Origin of the sequence: uncultured Metabacillus sp. (genome assembly GCF_947503125.1) — a bacterium.
Lineage (GTDB): Bacteria > Bacillota > Bacilli > Bacillales > Bacillaceae > Metabacillus.
The window spans coordinates 25,607-49,714 of the sequence record NZ_CANNCR010000010.1; the positions used below are offsets into that span (position 1 = coordinate 25,607).

The following is a 24,108-nucleotide window of genomic DNA, read 5'->3' on the forward strand; positions in this document are numbered from 1 at the left end:
AAATGATTTAAAAATGGATTATTAAATAAAAATAAATTTCGTCTCAATTACTTAAGTAAACTTTGGTTTTGAGACGAAATTTATAAATAATATTTAACTTCCGATAATATATATTATGTAAACTAGAAAGTGAAATTTCAAAAAAGAGAGGCCAAATTTAATCATGGTCTCTCGGTATATCCATCATATACACGGCATTTCTTAAATCATCATTCCTAATATGCGTATATATCATCGTTGTCTGTATCGACGAATGTCCTAATTGCCTTCTTAATTTAGGTACATCATTAATTTCCGAATGATATCTTGTAGCAAACGAATGTCTTAATTTATGTACAGATAATGCGGGTTTTCCAAATGCTTTGGCGTATTTTTCAATCATTTTCTCAATAGAGCGTGCTGTTAAGCGTCTTGATTTTCCTTTTGGCCCCATTGGAGCTGCCACAAACAATGCTTTGTTATTCTTATCTACATTATAGCGTTTTTCTCTGATTTTTAAGTATTCTTGGAGATCATCCATAGCAATTTTGCTAAAGAATACGTATTGTTCTTTATTTCCTTTTCGAATCACTCGTGCAGAATATTTGCTAAAATCAATATCATCTAAATCCAGGTTTACAAGCTCTGATAGCCTTAGTCCTGAGCCTAAAATTAATGAAATAATCGCAATATCCCGTTCCTGATTGAGTTTATAAAAGTTTTGCAGTTTCTTATTATCCTGGCTGGTTTCACCGTAATCATGTGCAACAAACCGGCGAAATCTTTCGTATTCATCTCCAAGTAAAATTTTTCCCTCCATTTTATTAGCGATCGTTTCCATGCTTTCCTTAATTTCATTGAATTCAATTTTCGCCATCACATTTCGCTGAATATAGGGCTTTAAATCTTTTGTTTCGGCAATGTTTTGTAAGTAATTAAAAAGAGATTTTAACGCTGATAACTTACGATTAACGGTGATTTCTTTATTATTTAACTCATATTCAAGTGCATACAAAAAGCCTTCAACTTGCTGAACTGTCAGTTTCTCTAGAAGATCTAAAGGAATATTCTTAGGTTCATCAGTAAAGAGCTGCTCTGAAACGATCCAATTAAAGAAAATTTTATAGTCGTGACAATAATTAAGTAGCGATGCTGCAGAAAGCTTTCTGCGTTTATGGTCGACATATTCTTCAACATACCATGGCAATTCTTTAAGTAATAATTTTAGTTTTTTGTAATGTTGTTGCTGAGATTCACTTGCTATAATAACCACCTCAATTCAATATTTCTAATTTATATTTTATTTTCTAATTATTATTACGTCAAATTTATATTTGACGTAATAATGTAATGTACACTATTAAAGTCATAAATAAAACTCTAGATCAGGCAGTTGATTAACTCTTCTTTATTCTATACTTAGATGACAAGTAAAAGAGATCAGCCAATCAATAATGTTTTCTGTTATCCACTTTATAGTCAAATCAATAAGTATAGATATATACGGTATGACATCAACAATTCAAGCATCGGAAGCAAACTCTTGTTAAGATTAACTATTTTCTATTTAACTAAGTTAGCTGCCTTTTCCTTTTGTCAGTTCCCAAATGTCCTTCAAAACGGGCATTTCTTCCTTCTCTTTTTCAGTCACTAGTTCCCATTGAATTCCCTCCGGTTTTTTATAAGGAGTGTTTGTTTGGATTAGTTCTGTTTCCGTTGCTATCCAGTCTAATGTAAGGTCATATGGATCCTTTGGAATATCTTCATTAGTCAGTTGGGTACTATGTATAGTTCCAATAACTGGTGCATCAGGATTCCCGAGTTCCCTTATAATTGCATATTCCCTATCTGCAAACCCTTCCCCTTTGCCAACTCGTCTCCCATCCCGGTTAAGGGCAACCGAACCAACTACAAATAAATCAATTTGCGGCATTTCTGAAAGAGGAATCTCCTTTCCATAGGATTTAATATGTGATAGGCTAGCTGCCCTCCGTTCTTCCCCTGATGGGACCCAGTCGGGTTCAACTAAGATAAATCCGGCTTTTAGTCTAGGAGTTGGAACTAACAATATTTTTCCATCTCTTAGGATTTGCGCTCTTATCGGCAGCTGGGGAGCATCAGGATTAACCTTAATAACCTTGGCTCTTTTATACTCAGGCATTGAAGTGACAAATTGACTAGCCTTTTCTGCCCCCTTAAAATTTGGAATACGATTTTTCAAAGGAAACGGGAAACGACCGAGTTTATTTTCCTCCAAAAATCTCCAAGTCCTTTCGCGTATCGTTTGTTTTGTCAATTTACTCACCACTATCCTTCTCTTTTATTTAATTACATTTATTTTAATTTTATTTAATATGCCTTTTTTCGTTACATGTATAGTATGTAAAGAAAGGTCTGTTAAATTCGAGAATTGGGCTTAATTGAAATAATGTATTTTGTTAGAAATAATTTTTTAAAAAGTCCTTTTTCGTAATTGTATGTTAAATCAGCATATATGTCGCCCGTTATAACGTTTAATATATATAAGCGTTTTCATGTTTGGATTTATGTCTTGGAGGAAGAGACAGGATTTCATTCTGCCTCAAACTTATTTCTATGATTTATCCTATTTATTCCTATATTCATAGATTAGGTCCTTGAAGATTTCATTCAAATCTTTCTTCTTTTGCTTTTTTAACCATTCCACCTGGTCGATTGGCAAGTTTAATTTTAAATTTACTGGTTCTATAGGCATTTCCACTTTTCTTATTTCGTCTAAGGTGATTCCTTCTTCTAGATTTGGAAACCATGCATCGTTTTCGTTAACGATTTTAAAATCTGCATACTCTTTAAGGTCATCCAATTCACAGAATAAATTAAGCTGTGGCAAACCGCCTGGCAGACTTTTTACATGCATTATGGAATGGATGATCCTGCCGTCTTCGAGCTCTATTTCAATAATGAGGTTATCTTCCTTTTTGTATTTTTTTACAACAACCTCACTAACGATGAGATCCAATTCTAACGTGAATCCCAAACTCGATTCTAAGATATAAATGGCACTATTAAATACATGAATCCTTTCCCCATCAATATGGACTGACTTTACAACTACCATCAATCGTTCCCCCGTAAGCAGTTTAATTCAATATGTATTTTTTTGATCAGCAATTAAATTAAAAATATTCTTTTCAATAATTTTTGCCCTTATTTTAACATAAAAGAGAATATAGATATGTTAAATCTACTTTTTATCTTTTTCAAAAAGAGAAATAGCCATCATTATCTCTGTTTTACCTATACTTTTTTTAAACAATTTTTTAAATGTTTATGTCGAAATGATGACAAATACGTTCCACAGGTATAAATATATTGCTCTTTACTGATTCTTTTTTTATTCTTAAGGAAACCACTAACATCTAGGAGAAAAAATATGAGCAATAATCATTCAGTAAACCAGCGAAATTACAATTCTTTAATTTGGATTCTGTCAATTGTCATTGTAGGTGTGATCGTCGGGACTTATTTCCTGCCTAAAAGCAGTACCGGAAAAATATTTGGAATTGATTTAACTGTACTGCCGTTGATGAATGCGATTTTTAACACCTTTACCTTCGTTTTTCTCGTTCTCGCTTTAGTTACAATCAAGCAAAAAAACATTAAATTGCACCGTCGTTTTATTATTGCAGCATTTACGACAACATTCCTGTTCTGTATCAGTTATCTGACCTACCATTCAATGGCTGAATCTACAAGCTACGGTGGCGAGGGATTATTAAAGAATATCTACTATTTTGTGTTAATCACTCACATTTTCCTTGCAGCAGCAATTGTGCCTTTAGCTCTTATTACGCTAGGCAGAGGTTTAAATATGCAAGTAGAAAAGCATCGGAAAATTGCTCGCTGGACAATGCCGATTTGGCTTTATGTTAGCTTCACCGGTGTTTTGGTCTATTTTATGATTTCGCCGTATTATTAATAGGCTATCTACAGAGAAAAGACCAGAAAGTCAGTGCTTATGGAATAAGCTCTCTCTCTCTGGTCTTTCTTCATTCTACAAAATTGCATTATTAAAATACTTTTTGATTTAATTCAGAACTAATCTCTTTTCATTTTACTCCGACAAATATCTTTCTGCGATCATAAGCAAAAAAGAACATCGTTACTCCTAGAATTGCACAAATCATATATATTATTGAGTATGAGTAAAGATCAGCTATCGGCCCCATGATGACACCACCTAATGAAACACCTAAATCTGCCATTGCAATAAATAAACCAAGTAATACATTGCGATTCATCTGAGGCAGGACAAAGCTTAAATAGGTTGTTAATGTTGGATAGAGGAATGCCTGAGCCAGTCCCATTAGAATGGCACCGATATAGAAAAAGATAGCTCCACCATTTATAGAAAAGCTTACACATTGTGCAGATACGGCTAAAAGAAGCATCGTTCCCATCATAAATGATGAATGCCATATACCGTCTGAAGGGATTTTTTTTCTTAAAGCAAAACGAGCAAAAACAACGGTACCGGCCTGGAGCATGAGATAAATAGCGGCATTAGCATTTTTTATTTGCATTGCGTACAGTGGTATAAAGGTTGTAATTGCTCCAAATACAAGGGATGCCACTAACATCAATACACTGCATTTAAACAAAAACGGATTTTTGACTAGCTGACCAAACGATTGAAACATATTTACTTCCTGTTCAGTTTGAGTTGAAGCAGGCTGAATCTTCCCTTTATTTATTTTGGCACTATAGCCAATTACCCCTGTAAAGGCGGCAATAGCAATCATCACCACTGTAAAAGTATTCATATCCCCTGCCCGCCAAATGCCTAATGCCAATAAGGGGCCAATGATACCAGGAACATAAGAGAATAAAGAATAAAGGGAAATTCCTTGAGAACGATCCTTCTCCGGCAATGCGTCAATAATGCCTATCTGTAATGACATAGAAAAAAAGGCTGTCGACACCCCCTGCAGCATACGTGCAACTAGATAGCCTCCTAAACCGGTAATCGTATAAAGGATTAAAGCAAAGCCATTGATAATAAGAATAACGCGTAACACTTTTATCGGTCCATGCTTCTGAATAATATGACCCGCCCATGGCCGAAAGAACATTGTTGTAAACAAATATGCCCCCATAATCAAGCCAATTGTTGTATTGCTGGCTCCTAATATTTCCCCTTGTAAAGGAATAATAACGTTTAATATAGCATTGGCACTAAAATAAAGGAGTACCAACAGATACAAACGTAAAAACGGCCAAGACATCGCTCCTCTCAATCTTTTCCCCTCCTAATCTATAATAACTTCTGCGAGTTTATGTATTTGATTCAAATGTTAATTATCATCTTTAATAGTTTTCTTGCATATTCTGACTGAACGTCCTTTAATTGTTCAATGTTGACGTTCTCTTCAATTTGACCATTTCTAAAGATAATGACTCTGTCGCAAATATAAGCCGCAGCTTGAATATCATGAGTAATAAAAATGTAACTGATATTGTAGACTTTTTTTAATTCTTTTAATAAATTAAGTACTTGTATTTGAACAGATACATCTAGAGAACTGATTGCTTCATCTAATAAAATACATTTAGGTTCTGTGGATATGGCCCTTGCAATACACACCCTCTGAACCTCTCCTCCTGATAACTCATGGGGATACTTTTTTTATAGGAAGGATCTAAACCAACTTGATTTAATAGAAGTTCAATCTTGTTTTGCTTTTCTTTTTGCGTCTTTTTTTGAACGATTAATGGCTCCAAAATGGCTTCTTCAACTGTAAAAAAAGGATTTATGGACGATTTATAGTCCTGGAAAACAGCACTAATGGCACCTAATCTTACTCTTTTATCCCTTACATTCTTTCCCACGAATAAAACCGTGCCATGATCCGGCTTTTCAATTCCTACTATCAAACGTCCTAATGTGGATTTTCCACTTCCACTTTCTCCGATAATCCCAAGGCATTCACCGTTCTTGCATTCAAAACTAACATTCTTCAAAACCTGCTGTCGTTCTTTAGAAAACAAACCACCTTTTTTATAGCATTTCTCTACTGAATCAATTTTCAGCAAGATAACTCCTCCCCATCATTTTTTTAAAATGATTACTCAGCTCTTCTTTAGTGGATATTAAGTATTTTGTATATTCATGTTGTGCGTCTGAAAAAATAGATTGGGTATTTCCTCTTTCAATAATCTTTCCATCCTTCATGACCAAAACATAATCAGCGATCTTTTTTACAACGCCTAAATCGTGAGAAACAAAGATCATCGAGCAGTCCATTCTTTCTCTTACTTTAATAAATTGTTCAACAACCTCAAATTGTGAGATTGTATCTAACGATGTTGTCGGTTCATCGGCGATCATTATGTCGGGCTCTAATACGAATCCCAATGCAATCATCATTCGCTGGAGCATCCCACCCGATAGCTGGTATGGATACTTATTCAAAATTTCTGATGGATTTTTCAGCATGACGCTTTCCATGGCATTTTTTATTTTTCCATCGATTACGTTATGGTTCCAGCCGAAATGTTGAGAAAGTGTTTCCTTTACATGAATACCAATTACACAAGAAGGATCAAAAGCACTCATCCCATTTTGCATAATCATATAAAGGTTTCTTCCCCTTTTCCTTCTCATCTCTTTTTCGGATAGATGGTTTAAATTTTCTCCATTAAATAGAATGTCTCCTGATTGGCGAAGCGAGGATGTATTCAATCTCATAATAGACTTGCAAGTCACAGACTTCCCGCTTCCGCTTTCACCTACAATGGCCAGACAGCTTCCTTGCTTTAGTTTGAATGAACTATTATAGATAATCTCATTACCGGATTTAACATCCCGTATGTTCAAATTTTTAACTTCTAATATATTCATCATTTATTTGCCGCCTCTTTTTCTTGAAACTTAATCTTAGAGGTTTCCAGTTTTTCCTCGAGTTCCGATTTTGAGGTTACAAGTTTAGGATCTAAAGCAACTTGAAGTGCATCCGATAAAAAATGAAAAGCAGATACGATCAAAACAATGGCTAAACCAGGTGCAGCCATTAGCTCTGGTCTCGTAAACATAACTTCTCTCGCTTCATTTAACATCATCCCCCATTCAGCATTTGGGGCTTGGATTCCTAAACCCAAAAAGGAAAACCCTGAAATTTGCAGGATCATTGATCCAATAGAGCTGCTTGAAATAACAGCGATATCCGAAAATGTAACAGGAATAAGATTCCCATATCTCATCGCAACAACGACATGTTCATTCGTCATTGTATGTAATTGATCCAATATGTCATATTTTTGTTCAACAGTAGAACTAAAAATGATATGTGTAACATCTTTTGTAAAATCCAGATTTTCCACTAATTCTTTTGCTAATCTTATATTTAATCCCTTTCCTAATTTCTCTACTACGTTTAATCCAAGTTGAATGGCCTCATCATCAATATCAATCCCGACAACCTCTGCTCCTGTTCGCTTAGCAATTAACAATAATGTCATCGGGAATGAACCTGAGCCTACTAATAATACTTTTGATTCAGAAGTAATTTGAAAACTGCCGAATTCTTTTTCAATACATGATTCGATATTTTTGAAGTAATCAGTCATGTCTGCATATCCATTCAGCAGCTTTAAAGCACGATATTTCTCCATAATAGCCACACAAAGTGACGATTTTTTTCTTAAATCCGCTACAAGCTGAATGAATCCACTGGATTCTTGCTGTTCAAGTTGTTCCCACGCTTCTCTATTATTCTCGTTTGTAATAAATTTTGAATAGTCATCTATTAAAATCTCTAACTCTGAACAATGATTGATTGTATGATCGTATCGTCCTGATAATTCATCAAATTTTTCTGAAAACTCGCTTAAACATTCCTGAAACGTTTTTAATGCATTCAATCATTTCACCTCACTATATTGTTTTGATTAACATCAATAAAAGCTTTGCCTTGTGCTACAATTCCAACAGCTCCTTCAATACTAAGACTTGTTATTTCCTCTATATCATAAGTAGCAAAAACATTAATCGTACCTCCGGGCTGCTTAATCTTTGCAACAATTTCCCCTTTCTTCTTCCAAGCAAGATAGGCTCCAATAGAGGCAGTACCAGAACCACACCCCCTTTCCCAGATCATACTGTCTAAATATGGGACATAAATTAGGGGAGCCAATTCATAAGAATCCGGATTATACAATAATATGCCGATCAAGCCAGCACCTAAAGTGACTCCGAGTAACTTTGCCAATGATTGCGCTTTTTCCCTTACTGTCTTACTAAATTCATCTACTTCTATCACAATATGTATAAACTCTTGATATCTCACGATAATGATGTTCAAATCATTGCCATCATACTTTATTGTTTTCTGTTCGATTTTTTTTGGAATGGGCATTGTAACCTGACAATAATATTCATCTGAAGTTTTTTTCACTTGACACATAATTAACGAATCTGTTCCTGAAACCTCTAATACTATTTCCGTCAAATCATTTTGCTTTAGTCCTTTTTCAGCTGCAATCAAGGCTGCCAATGCCATACAAGCATTACCGCAAAACTCATCTCCTGCCATTTGCAGGCGGGCAGCAGCTTGTTTGTTTGCCGGTTTTGCTATAAAACCAACTTGTTCAGCGTATACACTGTCATATGCCATCATTTTTGATGCGATGTCCTTATACTTCTCAACTGAATAATTACTTTTAACAAGAATGGTCATATTCTGTGTTGGATTTACTTTTATAAAGTCAATTTCCTGTTTCATCACAACTACCTCTACCTTTATTTTTTATAAATCGTAATGATTACTATTTGATAACTTTCAAATGAATTATAGCATGTTGTTAGATAATGTCAATAATGGATTTTTTTATTATGGGAACGTGTGTGGTACACAAATGGTGTGGGTCAGTAACAATAATTTATTTTCTCAAAAAAAATACTTACACAAAAAGACCAGATTAACAGTAAGGAAAACACTGTCTCTCTGGTCCTTGATGTACGATATTAAAACTCCTTGTCCACTTTCTATAACGAATTGGATTACTCGTAACGATCAACAAGCTGTTTTACCTGCTCTAATTCCGGCAAACTTATATCCGTATTTCCGTATCTAGCTTTATCATACGCTTCTGATAACATGTGCAAATCCTTTTGCTGTTTGGCGCCTTTGTTAATTTCATTGATTGTTTCAGACGGGGTTTGCGAAACTTTAAAGTTTAATCCTTGCATAACCTCATCTAATACGACATGACGATATGCAAAACGTACCTTTTCTTTGTCAGATAATTCATCCCATTTTTGTTTTCGGCTAAACAACTGAGAAAAAAATTCTCTTGCCTGATTTTCTTTTCCTTTTCGCCATTTTTTAAAATCGATTAAACTTTCCTTCTCATCAATATACTGGATTTCTTCATCCTGTTCACTATCTAGTATCTTGAAAATCTGATTCAAGCATTCAATCAGCCATTTGAGAAGAAGATTAAACAGGCGACCAAACTTCTTTCCGGCATAAATGATAAAAAAAGCAATGATAACTAGCGCAATCCCATAAAAGACAACATACATCAGCCTTTCCATAATGACAGCAAATGCAGAAGGCTCGCCTTCCTCTATGACCGGAAAAGCAGCTTCATTAGGTGGCGGTGTACTTTCAACAGGCTCTTCATTTTCAAACAGAGATAAGACAGATATAATCATAGAAATGACGGTTGAAGCAAGCTTTTTAAGGAAATGTTTTATCGTTTCCAAATTGGTTATGACTGCAATAATACATAAAATAACCAAAATATAGACACGATTTTTGCCTTTAATGGAACCAGTTACAAACGGCTTTTTTTGTTTTGATAGGGTTGATGTTTTTAACATATGATGATTAGAAAGGAATAAAGTGATGGTGACTAAAAGGATGCAGCTCCAGGTGATAATTTCAAGATAAGGATTTAGCCAATCAACGAATCGAAAGACGAAAAAAGCAATAAAGTAAATCGGAAACCCAAATATCCATAATGATGAAAACCTGATTAAATCCTCGATTTCCCGCTCTGCATAAAGAATGCTTCGGTAAAACATCACACTGTTAGCAGCAAAAATGAGCAAGTATGTTAATAGAGAATCATGAAAAAACATCGTCACTCCTGCATTTATGATGGTTGCAGCTGCCAGATAAACCATTCTCTTTTGAGTACCAGCAATCATCCGAATAAAATACCCTAAGATAAAGAGAAAGGGCAGACTAGCGATCCAAAGATAAGGGTTAGGAGCAAAGGATATGGCAATGAAAAAAACAATCGGAAAGATGAGGGTCAGTTCGATCATGCTGTATCCAAATCTTTCAAGAAATCTGTTCATTTTTTACTTCCCCTTCTCTGTCATCGATATTGATCGAATCATCTATTAGCATTAGAAATTCAATTTTATTCCCCTGTGTTTCTAAAAGCCGGATTTTTTCAGTGACATTTTCTGTTAGGGTTGACGTGATGATAAGGATATCTGTATTGTTTCGCTGCTCAATGTCTTCCATTAGAAATCGATTAAAGCTCATGCTCCTGTCCATGCTTAACTTGGCCATTGTATCAAAAAGGTAGGTCAGCTGCTGCTTCCCACTTGCTGGTTCAATTCGAACTGGTAATTTCACATTAGGATCAGTTGATTGTCCGAAAGGCTCAATTAGATAGGCGTTACAGCCAAATCCTGTGCTTATTCCTTTTGAAATTGAATATTGAGCAATGGAAGCAGCATAAGAAATTCCTTTTTCAAATAGAGCTTTGTTTTGTATCGGCATCCAAATATCCTCTGTCTCATCAAAATTTATATAAATCATCAGGTGATGATCTGCTGTATAATCTCTCTTGCTAACCTGTAATTTGTCTGTACGAGCTGTTGCTTTCCAATTGACAGAATTTAGCGGGTCCCCATAGGAATACTCTCGTGCCCCAGCGATGACAAAGGGGTCATCAATGATCCATCTTCGTACCATTATAATTCCGAGCCAGCTATGGGATGGCAAAGGAATATCCTCCATTGCTGTAAGTTCAGGATATACTGTAACAACGGCTTTAGCATCAAATTGCTTAAAGCTTTCCGTAATACCAAGTACATCTCCAAGTGTCAAAGAAACTGTTTTAAGCTCGTAATAACCACGTTTCGTACAGCAAACCTTATGCCTTCTTGTTATTTTTTGATAGGGCAATAGGCTGAATAACGTCCGATGCAGTTCTTCCCATTGAAAATCGGTCATTTGATTATGTTTGCCTGCAAACCGTAAATGTCGATCAATGTTTGATTCTAATCGTAACCAAGGAATTGGAAGCAGTTTATTATTTACCAGCTCATCAACCATTTCAATTTCTTCGCCTGCAAACACTGCCTCTTTACTAAAAACACGTGAATACTTTAATCGTAATAGCCCAAATTTGGTGAAAATATAGCTTTGGAAGCCGCTAATAAGAAGAGTGATAATAAGAAACCAAGTAATATTCATCTCTGTTGAAGCCCCTTCATCAGCTCTTTCTCTGTAGGAACTGGAATTGCATTCAATAGTTCATCTATTATCGTATCAACCCTTTCATTTTTTGCTTTCATCATTGAATGAATAATAAGACGGTGTCCTAAAACAGGCTTAACCATTGCCTTGACATCATCAGGACTTACATAATCTCTTCCTTTCAGAATAGCGTATACTTGAACCGCTTTTAACAACGCTTGACTCCCGCGCGGACTAATCCCTAATGCAATGGAAGGATGTGTTCTTGTTTTTTCTACAATCGTCATAATGTAATCAAGTATGTCACCGCTTACAAAAATGCTGGAATAAAGATTTTGAGTAGCAATTATCTCCTCCCTGCTTACAACAGCTGTAATTTCCTCCAGCGGACTATGATCCTTAAACCGCATTAAAATATCGATGCCTTCTTCTTTTGACGGATAACCTACATTTATTTTTAGTAAAAAACGGTCGAGCTGAGCCTCGGGTAACGGGAAGGTTCCTTGGTTTTCTACAGGGTTTTGGGTCGCGATGACCATAAATGGACGATCTAGTAGATGTGTCTCACCGTCAATGGTCGTCTGTCTTTCCTCCATACACTCAAGTAAACTTGATTGCGTTCTAGGAGTTGCCCGATTGATTTCATCTGCCAGAACAATATTCGAAAAAATAGGTCCTGGCCGAAATTCAAATTCTCCCTGCTTCTGATTGTAAAAATGGATACCAGTTACATCGGAAGGTAATAAATCCGGGGTAAATTGAATTCGTTTAAATGAGCATGCCAGAGATTTAGCCATTGCTTTTGCTAAGAGGGTTTTTCCTGTTCCAGGAACATCCTCTAAAAGGACATGTCCAGATGAGATAAATGCTACGAGAAGCTGATCGATTTGTTCCTCTTTTCCGATGACAACTTTTTGAATATTTTTCTTTACCTTTGCAGCTACTTCTTGTATAGTGCTTAAATTCATGACGTTTGCTCCTTTATTTACATTTCTATTACGAGTTAAAATAAAACGGTTACATTATGATTTAGACATCATCTTCTTTTTTCCTCTTTATAATTCATACGGTAAAGGAAATATTCTTTTCATATTTTTTAAAAAATAACCAAAGCTATTTATGATCATGAAAAAAGGAGAATGATGAAAATGGGCAACCAAAGTGATGGCCGTCAAATTCGCTCTAAAGCTGAAAAAAGAGCAATTGAAAAAGGACAAGAAGTGGAAACAAAGGAATTTACCCGAGGTAATGGCAGTCAAAACAACAGAATTCCGAATCGAAAAAATACTTAAGTTATTGTATAAAAAGACTGAACCCTATCGGATCATTTGCGTTCAGTCTTTTTATCCTTATTTACTTAAAAAGAATATGTCACTTGCCTTTTATATCACTTCCAGCTCGTCCTTCCCAGGTAATTCTGGCATTTTGGCATGAGGTTCAGCTTGGTACCAATAACTAACGGATGCAATATCATCTTGGAGCGGCAAATATCTGCCCTTAGACCTCCAACCCAGTGCCTGAATGGTCACTTTTAAATCTTCTTCAAAGCGGATGGGATCCATGATATGCCATCTATACATGCCAAACCTCTGCTGTGATTGGTATAATCCATCTGGTTTAGATACCTGAGGAAAGCCTAAAAAAGGAGTAGAATAAACGCCGTACTGTCCTTTTGGATGTTCAAAATTCCAGGCTCCTCCAAAATAATCTTCTGTCCCGGTACCGACAATGGAAGGATGTTCATCTCCATCAAGATAAAACTTTATTTCCCCTTCGCCCCACCATCCATTGCTGTTTACTTGCCACGCTAAATAGGTGCCCACATAGTGACCTTGGCCTTTAACACCATCAAGGATTGTATACACTTCTTTATATTTTAATGGATTGGCTCTTCGCCATTGCGCATGGAAGTATGCTGCATGATCTGGAACTTCGGTTAGTGTAAAATTAATTTGATAATACAAAATCGCATCATCATCCCCAATATTTTCAATGATGATTTTTGCCGATTTTCTAAATGGCATTTCCCAATAGCTGTTATATCCACCAGCAGGATTCACAACAATTGGTAATGAATTTACATTAACTCTTTCTCCCCATCCATTACAGAAAAAATCCCCAATTGGAACATTAACAGATGGGTTTTTCTCCCCATCCCAATAGATTTTTAGGATTAATGACCGAAAATGTTCTTTTGGGCAAGTCATCCACATATGTTGAATGGCGCCAGAATCCTGAATATCTGCTATTGTAAATTGACTTTGTGCTTTAATAGCAATAGACGGTGAGACTTTCCAACCGACCCCCAAATCTCTTGCACACTCTTTGCCAGTACCCTCTGTGGCTAATCCGCCCTTGCCTTTCTCCCCTGTGAAATTTTCAGCACTTATTGAACGACTTTTTGCTGATGAAAGTAAAGAGATGTTATGTAACCCCATACCTAAACCATTAAATGTTTCCATCCTATTCCCTCCCTAATAAAACCGTTACTTGTACTTTATTATTATAAAAGTGCTTTCATCTTGTCGTCTTTAGCCTGTATTTGCAATCTTTTAACAATAATTGCTTTTATACGTGATTCTGAAGGATAGAAAAAAGCTTGACGTAAATGATTAAATTCTTGCTTTATCAATTATTGTTTTTTCGCTAAGATGGAAAGTATAAAAGCAATCATTATTTCTATTGTTTAACATTTATTGAGTTTGCTGGAGAGGACTATATCGAAATGGATTTAAAAAATTTCACTCCGTTTATTCGCGTTGCTATGGATAGTAAAATTGAATCGAATTTTTATTTTAATCGATCCATTTTTGATCACGAAATTATATATTTAAAAGAAGGGGAATTACTAGCGAAGATTGGTGAAGAAACATACCATTGTATACCAGGGGATATCATTTTTTTAAGACCAAAACAAAATCATATGTTGAAAACAATTAAAAATAGTCCTATTCATCAACCTCATATTCATTTTGACTTTTATTATCAAGAAGATAGCAAGGATGTAAAGGTTTCATTCAAAAAATTAAATGATATGCCTACTGAAGAAATGAAGTGGTTTCGCGAAGACATCACTCGTCAATGGCCTGTACAAATCCCATCCGTGATAAGATTAAGGAATCCAATCATCATCGAAAATATATTGTATGAAATAATAAATGAATTCACTCAAAAATTACCTTTTTATGAATTAAACATTCAAGGGCTTTTTTCGCAATTATGGAGTCATTTAACCCGAGAATCTCATTGGCAAAAAAACGAACAGCTCCAAAAATATTGGGATCACTTACAAAACGTTAAAGCTTATTTATCCCATCACGTTAATCGAGAGGTTTCATTACAGGAACTTGGTGAAATGTCAAATTTAAGTAAGTATCACTTACTGAGATTATTTAAACAAGCTTACAAAGTAACCCCAATTAAGTATCATTTGGAGATAAGAATTGAAAAAGCTAAGGAATTAATTCAGTATTCTAATCTATCAATAACAGAAATTGCTGCAAGATTTGGTTTTCATTCTGTCCACTCATTTAGTCGCTCATTTAAAAACATAGAAGGTGTGCCGCCAACATTTTATCGAAATAAAGGCTTTTAAATTCTTCGATTAATAATAGAGAGATGTCAAATCCTCCTTATGTTCATCATGCTGTATGTTTATAATAAGCATTGGCAAACAAATTACTTAAAATCTAATAAAAGTAACTCTCTGGGCAATTGAGCTAATTCGAATAAATGAAAAGTCCTTTTACATGCTATTACTCCCCTTAAATTGGACTAATTTAATCATGAAGAGCATGATCGATAGGAAAATCCTTTCCAGACCAAGCTTTCTTCTGAGTCCATTCCGTTTCTGGATCACTCCAAAATTGATGTGAGGGTGAAAGTCCTAAGGGAAGAAAAATGACAGAACATAGATAGGTGCTTCCCGTAGATATGTATGGTTCGCCTACCCCTGGTTGATGTCCGGCAAAGCCGACAGTAAGCCAGCCATCTTTCGTAAAGGTATTTGGTGCGTTTAATGTTCTTCTCATTACAGCAGTAAGGCATGATCGTACCTGTGCTGGAGTGAGTTCTTCCGGCAGATCATTTCTCAGCGCATGGTGAGCAAGACATTGAAAAGCACCACATCGATAAGCGAGCGAACGTCCAACTGGAGGAAATGTCCCTTCTGGAGAAATAAGGCGTTCCTGAATCACAGCATATCGTTGAGACCGTTTGATGATGGTGCTCCTTCTCTTTTGCCAATCTGGATATTCACCCCCGACAGCTTCGATTAAATCCACCAGCATCGGATGGATGACGAAGCTATTGTAGGAATCATAATGAAAATCAGGACCATCACTATAAACGCCATCGCCTAAATACCATTGGTCTAATTGTTTAATGGCAAAATCGATTCGTACCGGATCCCAATCCTTTTCCCCTAGTTTGAATAAAGCTGCTTCAATCATTGCCGAAAATAAAAGCCAATTTGAGAAAAATGGTTTCCTTGTTCGCGTGGCCTTCAAAGCAGCAATGACATTTTGCTGCACCCTCATGTCTAATTTCTCCCAAAGCTGGTTTGGCGCCCTGAGTATTGCTTGAGCTAAAAAGGCAGTATCCACGATTGGCTGAAAATCATCGCTAAAATTCATGTAGTCTGGCGACAGAGGGTCAGTCCCCGCATCAATTGCCTTTCTCGCTAATCTTCGATAAGAGGAAAGCGTTGCTTCTTCTCCTTCTGCCTCATTTTCTAACCATGGTGCCATCCCAGCTAACAATCTTGCTAATGCCTCTAAGTGAGTGAATTTTTCCCGATTTGTTCCTTTTTTCATTTCTAGAGGCATGGAGGCCTTTAACTGTCTTTTTTCTAATGCTTCAAGAACAGGTGTTGCCAACTGAAGCATCATGTTGATCCAATACGATCGGCCGTTTGCGACCTCTTCTCTCATAAAACCCACCTGCTTTCATCGTTACTTATAGAACATTATATATAGCTTCATATACTAAAAGATAGATAAAAAATAAGAAGAAGGAAGATAGCTCCCCCTTCTTAAAAGCGATTACCTGTTCTTTACCCAATCAGTGCTTTCTTTCTGTGCCTTTTCCAAAGCTTCTTCAGGTGTTCTTTTACCAGTTAAAGTTGCTTCTATTTCAGATGTTAAGATAAAGCGCGGTTGTGAGGATGCCCAAGGATATCTTGGAGTCATCGGTGTGCTCATTGCCTCAAATACCTGCAGCATCAAAGGTTTTTCCTTAACACTATCCCACTCGGTTGCCGTTTTAATGGCCGGAATAGCACCCACTTCTTCAAAAAGATATTTTTGTGTGAATTCGCTCGTGGCAAATTTAATCCATTCCCATGCTAATTCTTTGTTTTTGCTGCTTTTCGCAATGGCCAGCGGGCTTCCTGCAAATAAACCACCCTGTCCCTGTTCATTTTTAAACTCTTGAGCAATGGCAATCCGATCTTCCAAGCCTTGGGCATATGTTTGCTTAACTATATCTCCTGGTCCTTGGTTTAACATAATGGCGATATTATTATCTTTTGTCAGCCACTTTTCCTGTCCCTGGTTACTAACTAAACCCTTTGGTGCATATTGTTGCATGTCAGCTAACCATTTTAATCCATTCAGCATTTCTGGAGAATTGAAGTTAAACTTCACTTCATCCCAGGCAAACCCTTCTCCCCAGGAACCGTTTTGCCCCTCTGCAAGATTAACAAGGGTAAAGGCTGAAGACCAGTCTCCACGGAACCAAATCCCGTAGTTTTGTTCACCTGTTACCGGATTTTTGCCCGTCATTTTCTTTGCCTTTTCAGCAATTTCTTGCATCGTTGGATGATCTGATAAATACTCTACACCCCAGTCATCAAATAATTTCTTATCATATGAAATAAATCTGGCATCTCCTAAAAACGGCAAGCCATAAATTTGTAATTCATCATCATCCGGACCTAAAACCTTCCATCCTTCAACTTGATTATCAATGAAAATGTCCAAACTAAATTCGCTATCATTATCGATAAACGGTTGTAACGGTTCTAAGACGCCTTGTGGTGCAAAGTCAGCGACACCAGGCATTTGATAAACATCGGCTTCATTAGAAGTGATCATTGCTTGCGTTTTTTCCGTGTAACCTTCCCACGGCATAATGATAAATTCAACCGTTGCTCCTGGGTGCTGCTTCTCAAACTCTTCTTTTAAAACCTCTACCCCTTTGACAGAATCACCTGTGATCGGGTCTGTCGATGTTTCCATTGTAAAATCTCCAATTAACTGGACCTTTATCTTTTGGCCGGCCCATTCCCCGTCACCGCCACCAGCATTTTCTGTCGTTCCTGCCTTAGGACTGCAACCAGTAAGCGCAGCTACAATCACCAGCAATGTTATTACTAAAAATAAAGTTCCTTTTTGTAACAAGCTTTTCATCCTTATTCCCCCTTGTTTATCATTCACCTAGCAAAAAACCAACTGCTCATTTATTCCCCCTTTACCCCGCTTAACGCAATACTTTGAATAATGTATCGTTGTAAAAAGAGATACACGATGATGATTGGCAAAATGCTGACGGTTGCCAAAGCCATTGTTAATCCCCCCAGGCTTGTTCCATTCTCTAAAGAGAAGCTAGCAAGATAAAGTGGAACGGTATGAAGATCCTGGTCACTCAACACAACAAGCGGCCACATAAAATCATTCCAGCTCCATATGAAGGATAAAATGACCATCGTTGCGGCAATAGGCCCGGCAAGCGGAAGGTAGATTTGGAAAAAAGTTTTAAATTCTCCTGCTCCATCAATTTGTGCAGCTTCTCGCAATGTGTCTGGGAGTTGATCGAAAAACTGCTTGCAGAGAAAAATTAACATTCCGCTAATGATGGACGGTAAAATCAGCGGCCAATACGTATTCAATAGATTGACAGAATTAAATAACTTATATAACGGAATCAGACGAGGTTCCATAGGGATCATCAGTGTGCAAAGCACGATCAGAAACAAAATCCTTTTCCCTTTAAATTTCCCTTTTGAAAACGCGTACCCCGCTAACAGTGCAGATGAAACAGAAAGGAAGACGGAGATAACCGTGATAAATCCAGAGTTGATATAGGACTGGATTAACCGTCCATTTTCAAAAACAATTCCGTAGTTAAACGGGGATGGATTTTCAGGTATTAGCTTTGGCGGAAACGGCATCGTCACATTTGCTGTTCGATCGAAGCCGACACTTACCATCCAAATAAATGGGGCCATAAGCAAACAGCCGCAAATGAGCAGGAAAATAAATTTTACCGCCGTCGTTATTTGTTCCATTTTCTGATAAGAAATCTTATCGTTCACAATAACCTCCTCCTCTCTTGCTTTATAGTTTCATATTTGAGATTTTCAAATTAATAAACGTGAAGATTAGGATGATAATGAACATGATATAGGTGGCGGCTGATGCAATCCCGAATTCAAATCCTGTGAAGCCTCGTTCGTAAATAAAAGCCCCCATTGTTTGAATCGATCTTGCTGGACTGCCATTTGGTCCGCCTAAAACATATACTTCATTAAAACGCTGAAGAGCACCAATCCAGCCGGTTATAAGAAGAAAGGCAAAAGTGCCTGTCATATTTGGAATCGTGATAAATAACCATTGTTGAAAATTGGAGGCTCCATCAATTCTAGCTGCTTCGTACATTTCAGGAGATATGGATTGCAGGTTTGCGATACAAATAATGATGACAAACCCGATCCAATGCCAAACAGCGAGTAAAATGACACCCCATTTCGAAGTGGATGGGTCAGATAGCCAGCCTGGAGTAGGTAAACCAATCGATCCAAGTACATAGTTGACAATCCCCATTTCAGGGTGAAGAACAAATGCAAAGATCATGGCTGCTGCAACAATAGATGTGATATTTGGCAAGAAGTAGATAACCTTGAAGAAATTCTGTCCTTTTGATGTTGAATTAATAAGTGTGGCAAAGATAAAACCTAAAGGGATTGTAATAATGATTTGAAAGATACCGATATAGAAAGTATTCCAAACAGAATTCCAAAAAGGACCTGACGTTAAGACAGATTGAAAGTTTGCCAGTCCAATAAAGTTTTCAATTGTACCATTTGATTGATAAAAACTTAGTCGGAGCGATTCAAATACCGGATACATCATAAACAATAAAATGCCTAAGAAGCTAGGAAGCAAAAAGAGATACCACTTAAAACTATTATTCAAGCTTTTTTGTTTTACTAAGTTTATCTCGATCTCTGTCGTTAATTCAGGATTGCTTTTGGCCATCTTATTCTCCTTTCCATTAAAAGCAAAATTTGTATTGATGTCATCTTCCTCCTACTTACATTCAATGATAATGATAACGCTTACAGTTGTAAGTGCCTGTAAATATGTAATGATACGTTTACATACTACTCTCTTTTCCCTCATGTTAAATCGCAAATTAGCGAGATTCAATTTGGCGTGATTGGAAATCAATTGCTTTCAAATTTCGATACTCACTTGGTGTAATTTTGACTTGTTTTCGAAAGAATCGACTAAAATGGGATAAATTTTCAAAGCCTGATTCTAACGCAACCTCTAAAATGGATTTCTCGGGATGCATTTCTAATAAATATTTTGCCCGATTGATTCTGCAGCACATGAGATATTGCATAATCGTATATCCTGTTACATCCTTAAAAATCCTTGACATATAATATTTGCTAATATTCAAATTATCAGCAATGTGATCTAACGTAATATTGCTTTCAAGATGTTGTTCAATCCATTTTGCAATCCGGTTAGCATGACTTGCTTTCTCCGATTTTACAGTGGGTATTTTTACTAGTCTTAGTTTACTTAGTTCATAGATTTTAAATAAAAGCTGAACGAGCAGTGCTGAAACCTCTCCCTCTAAGAGGCGAATCTCAAAATTGGAAGAATTGGTATTTTTATAGGATGCATTTAATGCGGCAATCCTTTTCATTAAATCTTCTATTTCAACAAGCCTTGCTTTCTCACCCCCTCTAAACAAACTGTTGCTTAGCATTTGAAAAGGATTTAATAACTCTGGAACTTTTAGGCTGCATAAAATCGGTCGAACCCATTCTGCTGAAAATTCAATCACACTTCGTTCATATAGCTTTCCAAGCTCAGGGTTTGCCCGATGTAAGGTTAACCCATTCATGATGATAATGTCGTTTTCTTGCAAATAATGAATGTGATCACCGATTAGATACTTGCAGTTTCCGCTATGGAAATAGTAGATTTCATAGCGTTCATGTGAATGGTAGGTAAATTCGTCTTTTGAGGAAACTTCGTTTTTAATTCGGTAACTAGCACGTATATTCCCGTCATTCATAACTCACCCTCCTCGAAACTTATCTTTGAAACGATCAGGAAAACCAAAAAAGGAGTAACTGATTATACTGAAATTTCACATGATTTTATTCAAACAGTTTTTGTAAAAAATGTCTGGTTTGAAAGATTTCTGTTTCAAAGTCTTTCCAATTGCATTCAATAGAGACCAAGCCGTCATAATTGGCTTGCTTTAAACAATGAACAAACGTTTCATAAGGATACTTACCTGTTCCTGGAGCAAATCTGTTTGTATCGGCAACATGAATATGTTTGAGATGATCCTTAGCTGTAAAAAGATGTTCAATTGGTTCTTTTTCTTCATCCATATGATAGGAATCAGCCAGCACCTGTATAGAGTCTCGGTTCACTTTTTTAGCGATTTCTACAGCTTCTGGAACACTATTAATCATGTTGCTTTCCTTTCGATTCAATGGTTCAATCACAATCGTAATCCCTAAAGGGTCCGCGTAATCGGCTACCATATCTAGAAACATTAAGATTTGTTCCTCACCTTTCTCACGGGAAAAGGACTCTGGCATAGACCGGGATCTGCCGCTTCCGAATACAACTGTTCTAGCACCGATTTGTTTTACCCTTGAGAGTGCTTTCTCAACATAACTTTCAACAGCTCCATGATTAATTTCATTTCCGACAATTTTTAGGTTTCCTGGTAAAAAAATATTACAGGCTTCAACAGGTAATGAACTTTGTTTATATCTATTTAAAATCTTTTCATAATCACCATCATTGTCAGGTACTAAAGAGACAACTGTACATTCTAAAAAGTCAAAACCGGCTTCTTTCACAATGGCTGAATGGTTTATATCTGTACAACACCCAAATCTCATTTTTTCACTTCCTTAAATAGATAACTGCTTTTTGAATACTTATTTTCTAAGTCCTAAAAAGGGTTAAGTTACATTTTTCAAAAGGATTTATTTTGAGCATGAAAACTCTTACCCTAATCATAGAGAAAATTCCGCTACATTTCTTTATCCATGTTGCTCTGATAGAAGGAAAGTTTTGCTTAAATTGCTATAGTCATCAAGGGCAGGTTGAAAATCTAATTTATTTTACTATAAATATATAGGGGAATCTTTCCTCGTATCAATAGTAGCAAATAAAGAGTAAGTTTAATTTAGGTTAAATTTTAAACAAAAAAAGATGTAGCCGCGGCAACAGTTCAAAAACTGATAGCTGTACCGAGGCTACTTCCTTCTAGTTTTTCATTTAATTTTTACCAAAAACTATACACGAATTGTTTTTAAGGCAGCAGACCATTTAATCACTTGGTCCAACATTCCGTTTATATTATTAAGGTGGAGCTCAGTAGGCTTAAATTGGTTAAAGTTTTGAAAGTCGGTAAAGATAGATAACGTTGGGTGGATTTGAACGTCCGCAACATGCAGTTCTCCTAATATTCCACGTGAATGTTCTGCAGCCCGTGCTCCTCCCGTTGAACCGTAGCTTACGATGCCTGCTGCTTTATCATTCCATTCTGTTCGAATTAGATCAAGTGCATTTTTTAATACACCTGAGATGCTGTGATTATATTCAGCTGTGACAAACACAAATCCATCTAGGCTATTAATTTTCTCTGACCAGGCTCTCACTTGTTTTTCCCCTCCTGATTCTCCTAAAAAAGGTAACTTGAAATCTGCTAAATCAACGATTTCATAATATGCATCCCCGCGTTTGTCAGCAATTTCTTTTACCCAATTTCCTACTTGAGGACTTACCCGCCCTGGGCGTGTACTTCCTAAAATAATCCCAATTCTCAATGCTTCATTTTTCATCATACTTCCCTCGCTATTCATAAAAGTTTTTTTAAGGATATAAGTAACCATCTGCACTATTTTTATTTACATGAATAGGCTGCATCACATCCTTTCATTTTTTATAGTGGAAAATTGCACTATGCTTTTAACCTAGTATTTAATTGAACTTTGTTTCTATATCCCTTGACAAGCAGAAAATAATAGAGCAAGAGAATTCCTGCATGCAAGATAAACAATACAAAATATATGTTGCTGTATATAAAACTAGACGAGTTAGATACAAGAGGATTGATATGGTTATTTGCTCCGATATCAACGATCTTTGCATAAATTCCTGTTGCTATACTGGCGGAAATGAAATTTGACATCGATAAAAGCCCCATTCCTACTCCTGTTTGCTCCTTCGGCAAGATAAATGAAACGAAAAGTGTCATCGCGATCATCATAAAAGTTTGCCCGACATTTCCTGAAATCAGAAAGCCAGCGATCCATATCGGAGAACTTTCGGTGAAAGTAAAAAGTAACATAAAACAAATGATTAACAACCCTGAAGTAATAAAAAACAAAAAGGAAGCCCCTTTTTTATCTGCGAGCTTTCCACCCTTTCGTCCAAATACTGCTGAAGCAACAGCTGCAGGAACGAGCACAAAGCCAATCCAGTTTGAAGACAAGTTCTGCACATTAGAAAGAAGTAACGGGCTAAGAAAATATAATGAATAACCAATCGAATTGATCAGAAAGAATAGAACTAAACTAAATGTATATTGTTTGTTTTTAAAGAGCTTAGGCTGTACGAATGGATCAGATGCTTTATGAATCCGCGCAATGAAGAGTATCAGGAGAGGTAAGCTTCCGACTAGTAAGAACCAAGAACCATTTGAAACACCCAATAGTAGCATAACAACGGTTCCACCAAGACTTGCACATCCAATCCAATCGAAGCCTCCACCTTCACCTACCTCATCTCCGAGGTATTTTCGATAAAAAGGAAGGACAAGCAAGATAAGGAGCGTGATACTGAATAACCAACGCCAATGTGCTATGCTAATAATGAGAGCTGAAATAATGGGACCGATCGCTGTTCCGATTGCCAAACCTGATGCGGCCATTCCAGAAGCATATCCCCTATTTTTTGGAGGAAAATATCGAATGGGTATAATCATGGCTGTAGCGGGGATAGCGGCAGCTCCCATTGCCTGCAGACATCTTGCAACAAGGATGAGCCAGAAAGTTTGCGAGACAAGACCAAGCAGTGATCCTCCTGCAAACAACAACAGTCCAACGGTCAATAAATTTTTTAATTTGTACAGGTCAGCGAGCTTCCCGTAAGTCACTGCTCCTATCGCATAAATCAGACCATAAGCAGAAGAGATCCAACTTACTTCTGAGATACTTAACTCAAATTCCTCACTTATTTGAGGAAGGACAATGTTGAAAATGGTACCACTCATTGCTGAAAAAATAAGAGTAACCATTAGTAAAAAGATTAGTTTCTGGTTATTAGCCGTTATTTTCGTTTCCATTATAAACCTCCATATTTAAAATAGGTATGTCAGT

Annotated in this window: 22 protein-coding genes and 1 pseudogene; 3 read left to right on the plus strand and 20 right to left on the minus strand. The window is 36.5% G+C overall.

Annotation, left to right across the window (positions count from 1 at the left end; translation table 11 throughout):
• Positions 1 to 157: 157 nt before the first annotated feature.
• From xerS to Q1B07_RS09595, 3 genes are all read right to left on the minus strand, one after another.
• Positions 158 to 1,243, minus strand: coding sequence for a tyrosine recombinase XerS (xerS, locus tag Q1B07_RS09585; protein WP_299088826.1), 1,086 nt, complete (start codon positions 1,241 to 1,243; stop codon positions 158 to 160).
• A gap of 312 nt (positions 1,244 to 1,555) precedes the next feature.
• On the minus strand, positions 1,556 to 2,284 hold the full coding sequence (locus Q1B07_RS09590) for a 5-formyltetrahydrofolate cyclo-ligase (protein ID WP_299088690.1): 729 nt from the start codon (positions 2,282 to 2,284) through the stop codon (positions 1,556 to 1,558).
• A gap of 300 nt (positions 2,285 to 2,584) precedes the next feature.
• Positions 2,585 to 3,076 carry a hypothetical protein gene (locus Q1B07_RS09595; RefSeq protein ID WP_299088693.1) on the minus strand — a complete coding sequence of 164 codons (492 nt, stop codon included), beginning with the start codon at positions 3,074 to 3,076 and terminating at the stop codon, positions 2,585 to 2,587.
• A 315-nt stretch (positions 3,077 to 3,391) separates the two neighbouring features.
• Here Q1B07_RS09595 and Q1B07_RS09600 point away from each other — a divergent pair, with 315 nt between their 5' ends.
• Positions 3,392 to 3,937 carry a DUF420 domain-containing protein gene (locus Q1B07_RS09600; protein ID WP_299088696.1) on the plus strand — a complete coding sequence of 182 codons (546 nt, stop codon included), beginning with the start codon at positions 3,392 to 3,394 and terminating at the stop codon, positions 3,935 to 3,937.
• A 130-nt stretch (positions 3,938 to 4,067) separates the two neighbouring features.
• On the opposite strand, the gene Q1B07_RS09605 is transcribed toward Q1B07_RS09600, so the two are convergent.
• The 8 genes and pseudogenes from Q1B07_RS09605 to Q1B07_RS09640 form a co-directional block, all read right to left on the minus strand.
• Positions 4,068 to 5,255 (minus strand): MFS transporter, encoded by a 1,188-nt coding sequence (locus Q1B07_RS09605; protein ID WP_299088698.1) that lies wholly within the window; start codon positions 5,253 to 5,255, stop codon positions 4,068 to 4,070.
• A gap of 50 nt (positions 5,256 to 5,305) precedes the next feature.
• Positions 5,306 to 6,051 (minus strand): annotated as a pseudogene (locus tag Q1B07_RS09610) (ABC transporter ATP-binding protein).
• A complete protein-coding gene (locus Q1B07_RS09615) occupies positions 6,038 to 6,859 on the minus strand; it encodes an ABC transporter ATP-binding protein (protein ID WP_299088828.1) in 822 nt (273 codons plus the stop codon). Before Q1B07_RS09615 ends, Q1B07_RS09610 begins: the two are co-directional and overlap by 14 nt.
• Positions 6,859 to 7,878 (minus strand): ABC transporter permease subunit, encoded by a 1,020-nt coding sequence (locus tag Q1B07_RS09620; RefSeq protein ID WP_299088700.1) that lies wholly within the window; start codon positions 7,876 to 7,878, stop codon positions 6,859 to 6,861. Before Q1B07_RS09620 ends, Q1B07_RS09615 begins: the two co-directional genes overlap by 1 nt.
• Positions 7,879 to 7,883: 5 nt before the next feature.
• Entirely contained in the window at positions 7,884 to 8,738 is an 855-nt protein-coding gene (locus Q1B07_RS09625; RefSeq protein WP_299088702.1) for a diaminopimelate epimerase, read from the minus strand.
• A 278-nt stretch (positions 8,739 to 9,016) separates the two neighbouring features.
• A complete protein-coding gene (locus Q1B07_RS09630) occupies positions 9,017 to 10,324 on the minus strand; it encodes a DUF4129 domain-containing protein (protein WP_299088703.1) in 1,308 nt (435 codons plus the stop codon).
• Positions 10,308 to 11,456, minus strand: coding sequence for a DUF58 domain-containing protein (locus tag Q1B07_RS09635; RefSeq protein WP_299088704.1), 1,149 nt, complete (start codon positions 11,454 to 11,456; stop codon positions 10,308 to 10,310). The genes Q1B07_RS09630 and Q1B07_RS09635 overlap by 17 nt, the downstream gene beginning before the upstream one ends.
• Complete coding sequence (locus Q1B07_RS09640) at positions 11,453 to 12,427, minus strand: MoxR family ATPase (RefSeq protein ID WP_299088705.1); 975 nt, start codon at positions 12,425 to 12,427, stop codon at positions 11,453 to 11,455. Before Q1B07_RS09640 ends, Q1B07_RS09635 begins: the two co-directional genes overlap by 4 nt.
• Before the next feature lie 180 nt (positions 12,428 to 12,607).
• Between Q1B07_RS09640 and Q1B07_RS09645 the strand changes: the two genes are divergently transcribed.
• Positions 12,608 to 12,751, plus strand: coding sequence for a hypothetical protein (locus Q1B07_RS09645; protein WP_299088706.1), 144 nt, complete (start codon positions 12,608 to 12,610; stop codon positions 12,749 to 12,751).
• A 90-nt stretch (positions 12,752 to 12,841) separates the two neighbouring features.
• On the opposite strand, the gene Q1B07_RS09650 is transcribed toward Q1B07_RS09645, so the two are convergent.
• Positions 12,842 to 13,921, minus strand: coding sequence for a glycoside hydrolase family 172 protein (locus tag Q1B07_RS09650; protein ID WP_299088708.1), 1,080 nt, complete (start codon positions 13,919 to 13,921; stop codon positions 12,842 to 12,844).
• Positions 13,922 to 14,184: 263 nt separating this feature from the next.
• Between Q1B07_RS09650 and Q1B07_RS09655 the strand changes: the two genes are divergently transcribed.
• Positions 14,185 to 15,054: an AraC family transcriptional regulator gene (locus Q1B07_RS09655; protein ID WP_299088709.1), complete on the plus strand. Its 870-nt coding sequence runs from the start codon at positions 14,185 to 14,187 to the stop codon at positions 15,052 to 15,054.
• A 184-nt stretch (positions 15,055 to 15,238) separates the two neighbouring features.
• Here Q1B07_RS09655 and Q1B07_RS09660 read toward each other — a convergent pair whose 3' ends face one another.
• From Q1B07_RS09660 to Q1B07_RS09695, 8 genes are all read right to left on the minus strand, one after another.
• Positions 15,239 to 16,390, minus strand: coding sequence for a DUF2264 domain-containing protein (locus Q1B07_RS09660; protein WP_299088710.1), 1,152 nt, complete (start codon positions 16,388 to 16,390; stop codon positions 15,239 to 15,241).
• Positions 16,391 to 16,501: 111 nt separating this feature from the next.
• Complete coding sequence (locus tag Q1B07_RS09665) at positions 16,502 to 17,869, minus strand: sugar ABC transporter substrate-binding protein (protein ID WP_299088711.1); 1,368 nt, start codon at positions 17,867 to 17,869, stop codon at positions 16,502 to 16,504.
• A gap of 50 nt (positions 17,870 to 17,919) precedes the next feature.
• A complete protein-coding gene (locus Q1B07_RS09670) occupies positions 17,920 to 18,774 on the minus strand; it encodes a carbohydrate ABC transporter permease (protein WP_299088712.1) in 855 nt (284 codons plus the stop codon).
• A 22-nt stretch (positions 18,775 to 18,796) separates the two neighbouring features.
• Positions 18,797 to 19,717: a carbohydrate ABC transporter permease gene (locus tag Q1B07_RS09675; protein WP_299088714.1), complete on the minus strand. Its 921-nt coding sequence runs from the start codon at positions 19,715 to 19,717 to the stop codon at positions 18,797 to 18,799.
• 157 nt (positions 19,718 to 19,874) lie between these two features.
• Entirely contained in the window at positions 19,875 to 20,774 is a 900-nt protein-coding gene (locus tag Q1B07_RS09680; RefSeq protein WP_299088716.1) for an AraC family transcriptional regulator, read from the minus strand.
• Between the two features lie 85 nt (positions 20,775 to 20,859).
• Entirely contained in the window at positions 20,860 to 21,621 is a 762-nt protein-coding gene (locus tag Q1B07_RS09685; protein WP_299088717.1) for a sugar phosphate isomerase/epimerase, read from the minus strand.
• Between the two features lie 399 nt (positions 21,622 to 22,020).
• Positions 22,021 to 22,569 carry an NADPH-dependent FMN reductase gene (locus Q1B07_RS09690; RefSeq protein ID WP_299088719.1) on the minus strand — a complete coding sequence of 183 codons (549 nt, stop codon included), beginning with the start codon at positions 22,567 to 22,569 and terminating at the stop codon, positions 22,021 to 22,023.
• A 119-nt stretch (positions 22,570 to 22,688) separates the two neighbouring features.
• Positions 22,689 to 24,074 carry an MFS transporter gene (locus Q1B07_RS09695; RefSeq protein WP_299088721.1) on the minus strand — a complete coding sequence of 462 codons (1,386 nt, stop codon included), beginning with the start codon at positions 24,072 to 24,074 and terminating at the stop codon, positions 22,689 to 22,691.
• Positions 24,075 to 24,108: the final 34 nt, after the last annotated feature.

What these genes read in the sequence shown, in the direction of transcription:
- Q1B07_RS09615 (WP_299088828.1), bottom strand. Translation starts at nt 6,859, where the DNA reads ATGAATATATTAGAAGTTAAAAATTTGAACATACGGGATGTTAAATCC.
- Q1B07_RS09645 (WP_299088706.1), top strand. Translation starts at nt 12,608, where the DNA reads ATGGGCAACCAAAGTGATGGCCGTCAAATTCGCTCTAAAGCTGAAAAA.
- Q1B07_RS09695 (WP_299088721.1), bottom strand. Translation starts at nt 24,074, where the DNA reads ATGGAAACGAAAATAACGGCTAATAACCAGAAACTAATCTTTTTACTA.
- Q1B07_RS09660 (WP_299088710.1), bottom strand. Translation starts at nt 16,390, where the DNA reads ATGAGAGAAGAGGTCGCAAACGGCCGATCGTATTGGATCAACATGATG.
- Q1B07_RS09680 (WP_299088716.1), bottom strand. Translation starts at nt 20,774, where the DNA reads ATGAATGACGGGAATATACGTGCTAGTTACCGAATTAAAAACGAAGTT.
- Q1B07_RS09665 (WP_299088711.1), bottom strand. Translation starts at nt 17,869, where the DNA reads ATGAAAAGCTTGTTACAAAAAGGAACTTTATTTTTAGTAATAACATTG.
- Q1B07_RS09640 (WP_299088705.1), bottom strand. Translation starts at nt 12,427, where the DNA reads ATGAATTTAAGCACTATACAAGAAGTAGCTGCAAAGGTAAAGAAAAAT.
- Q1B07_RS09625 (WP_299088702.1), bottom strand. Translation starts at nt 8,738, where the DNA reads ATGAAACAGGAAATTGACTTTATAAAAGTAAATCCAACACAGAATATG.
- Q1B07_RS09690 (WP_299088719.1), bottom strand. Translation starts at nt 22,569, where the DNA reads ATGAAAAATGAAGCATTGAGAATTGGGATTATTTTAGGAAGTACACGC.
- Q1B07_RS09675 (WP_299088714.1), bottom strand. Translation starts at nt 19,717, where the DNA reads ATGGCCAAAAGCAATCCTGAATTAACGACAGAGATCGAGATAAACTTA.
- Q1B07_RS09600 (WP_299088696.1), top strand. Translation starts at nt 3,392, where the DNA reads ATGAGCAATAATCATTCAGTAAACCAGCGAAATTACAATTCTTTAATT.
- Q1B07_RS09635 (WP_299088704.1), bottom strand. Translation starts at nt 11,456, where the DNA reads ATGAATATTACTTGGTTTCTTATTATCACTCTTCTTATTAGCGGCTTC.
- Q1B07_RS09685 (WP_299088717.1), bottom strand. Translation starts at nt 21,621, where the DNA reads ATGAGATTTGGGTGTTGTACAGATATAAACCATTCAGCCATTGTGAAA.
- Q1B07_RS09630 (WP_299088703.1), bottom strand. Translation starts at nt 10,324, where the DNA reads ATGAACAGATTTCTTGAAAGATTTGGATACAGCATGATCGAACTGACC.
- Q1B07_RS09655 (WP_299088709.1), top strand. Translation starts at nt 14,185, where the DNA reads ATGGATTTAAAAAATTTCACTCCGTTTATTCGCGTTGCTATGGATAGT.
- Q1B07_RS09595 (WP_299088693.1), bottom strand. Translation starts at nt 3,076, where the DNA reads ATGGTAGTTGTAAAGTCAGTCCATATTGATGGGGAAAGGATTCATGTA.
- Q1B07_RS09650 (WP_299088708.1), bottom strand. Translation starts at nt 13,921, where the DNA reads ATGGAAACATTTAATGGTTTAGGTATGGGGTTACATAACATCTCTTTA.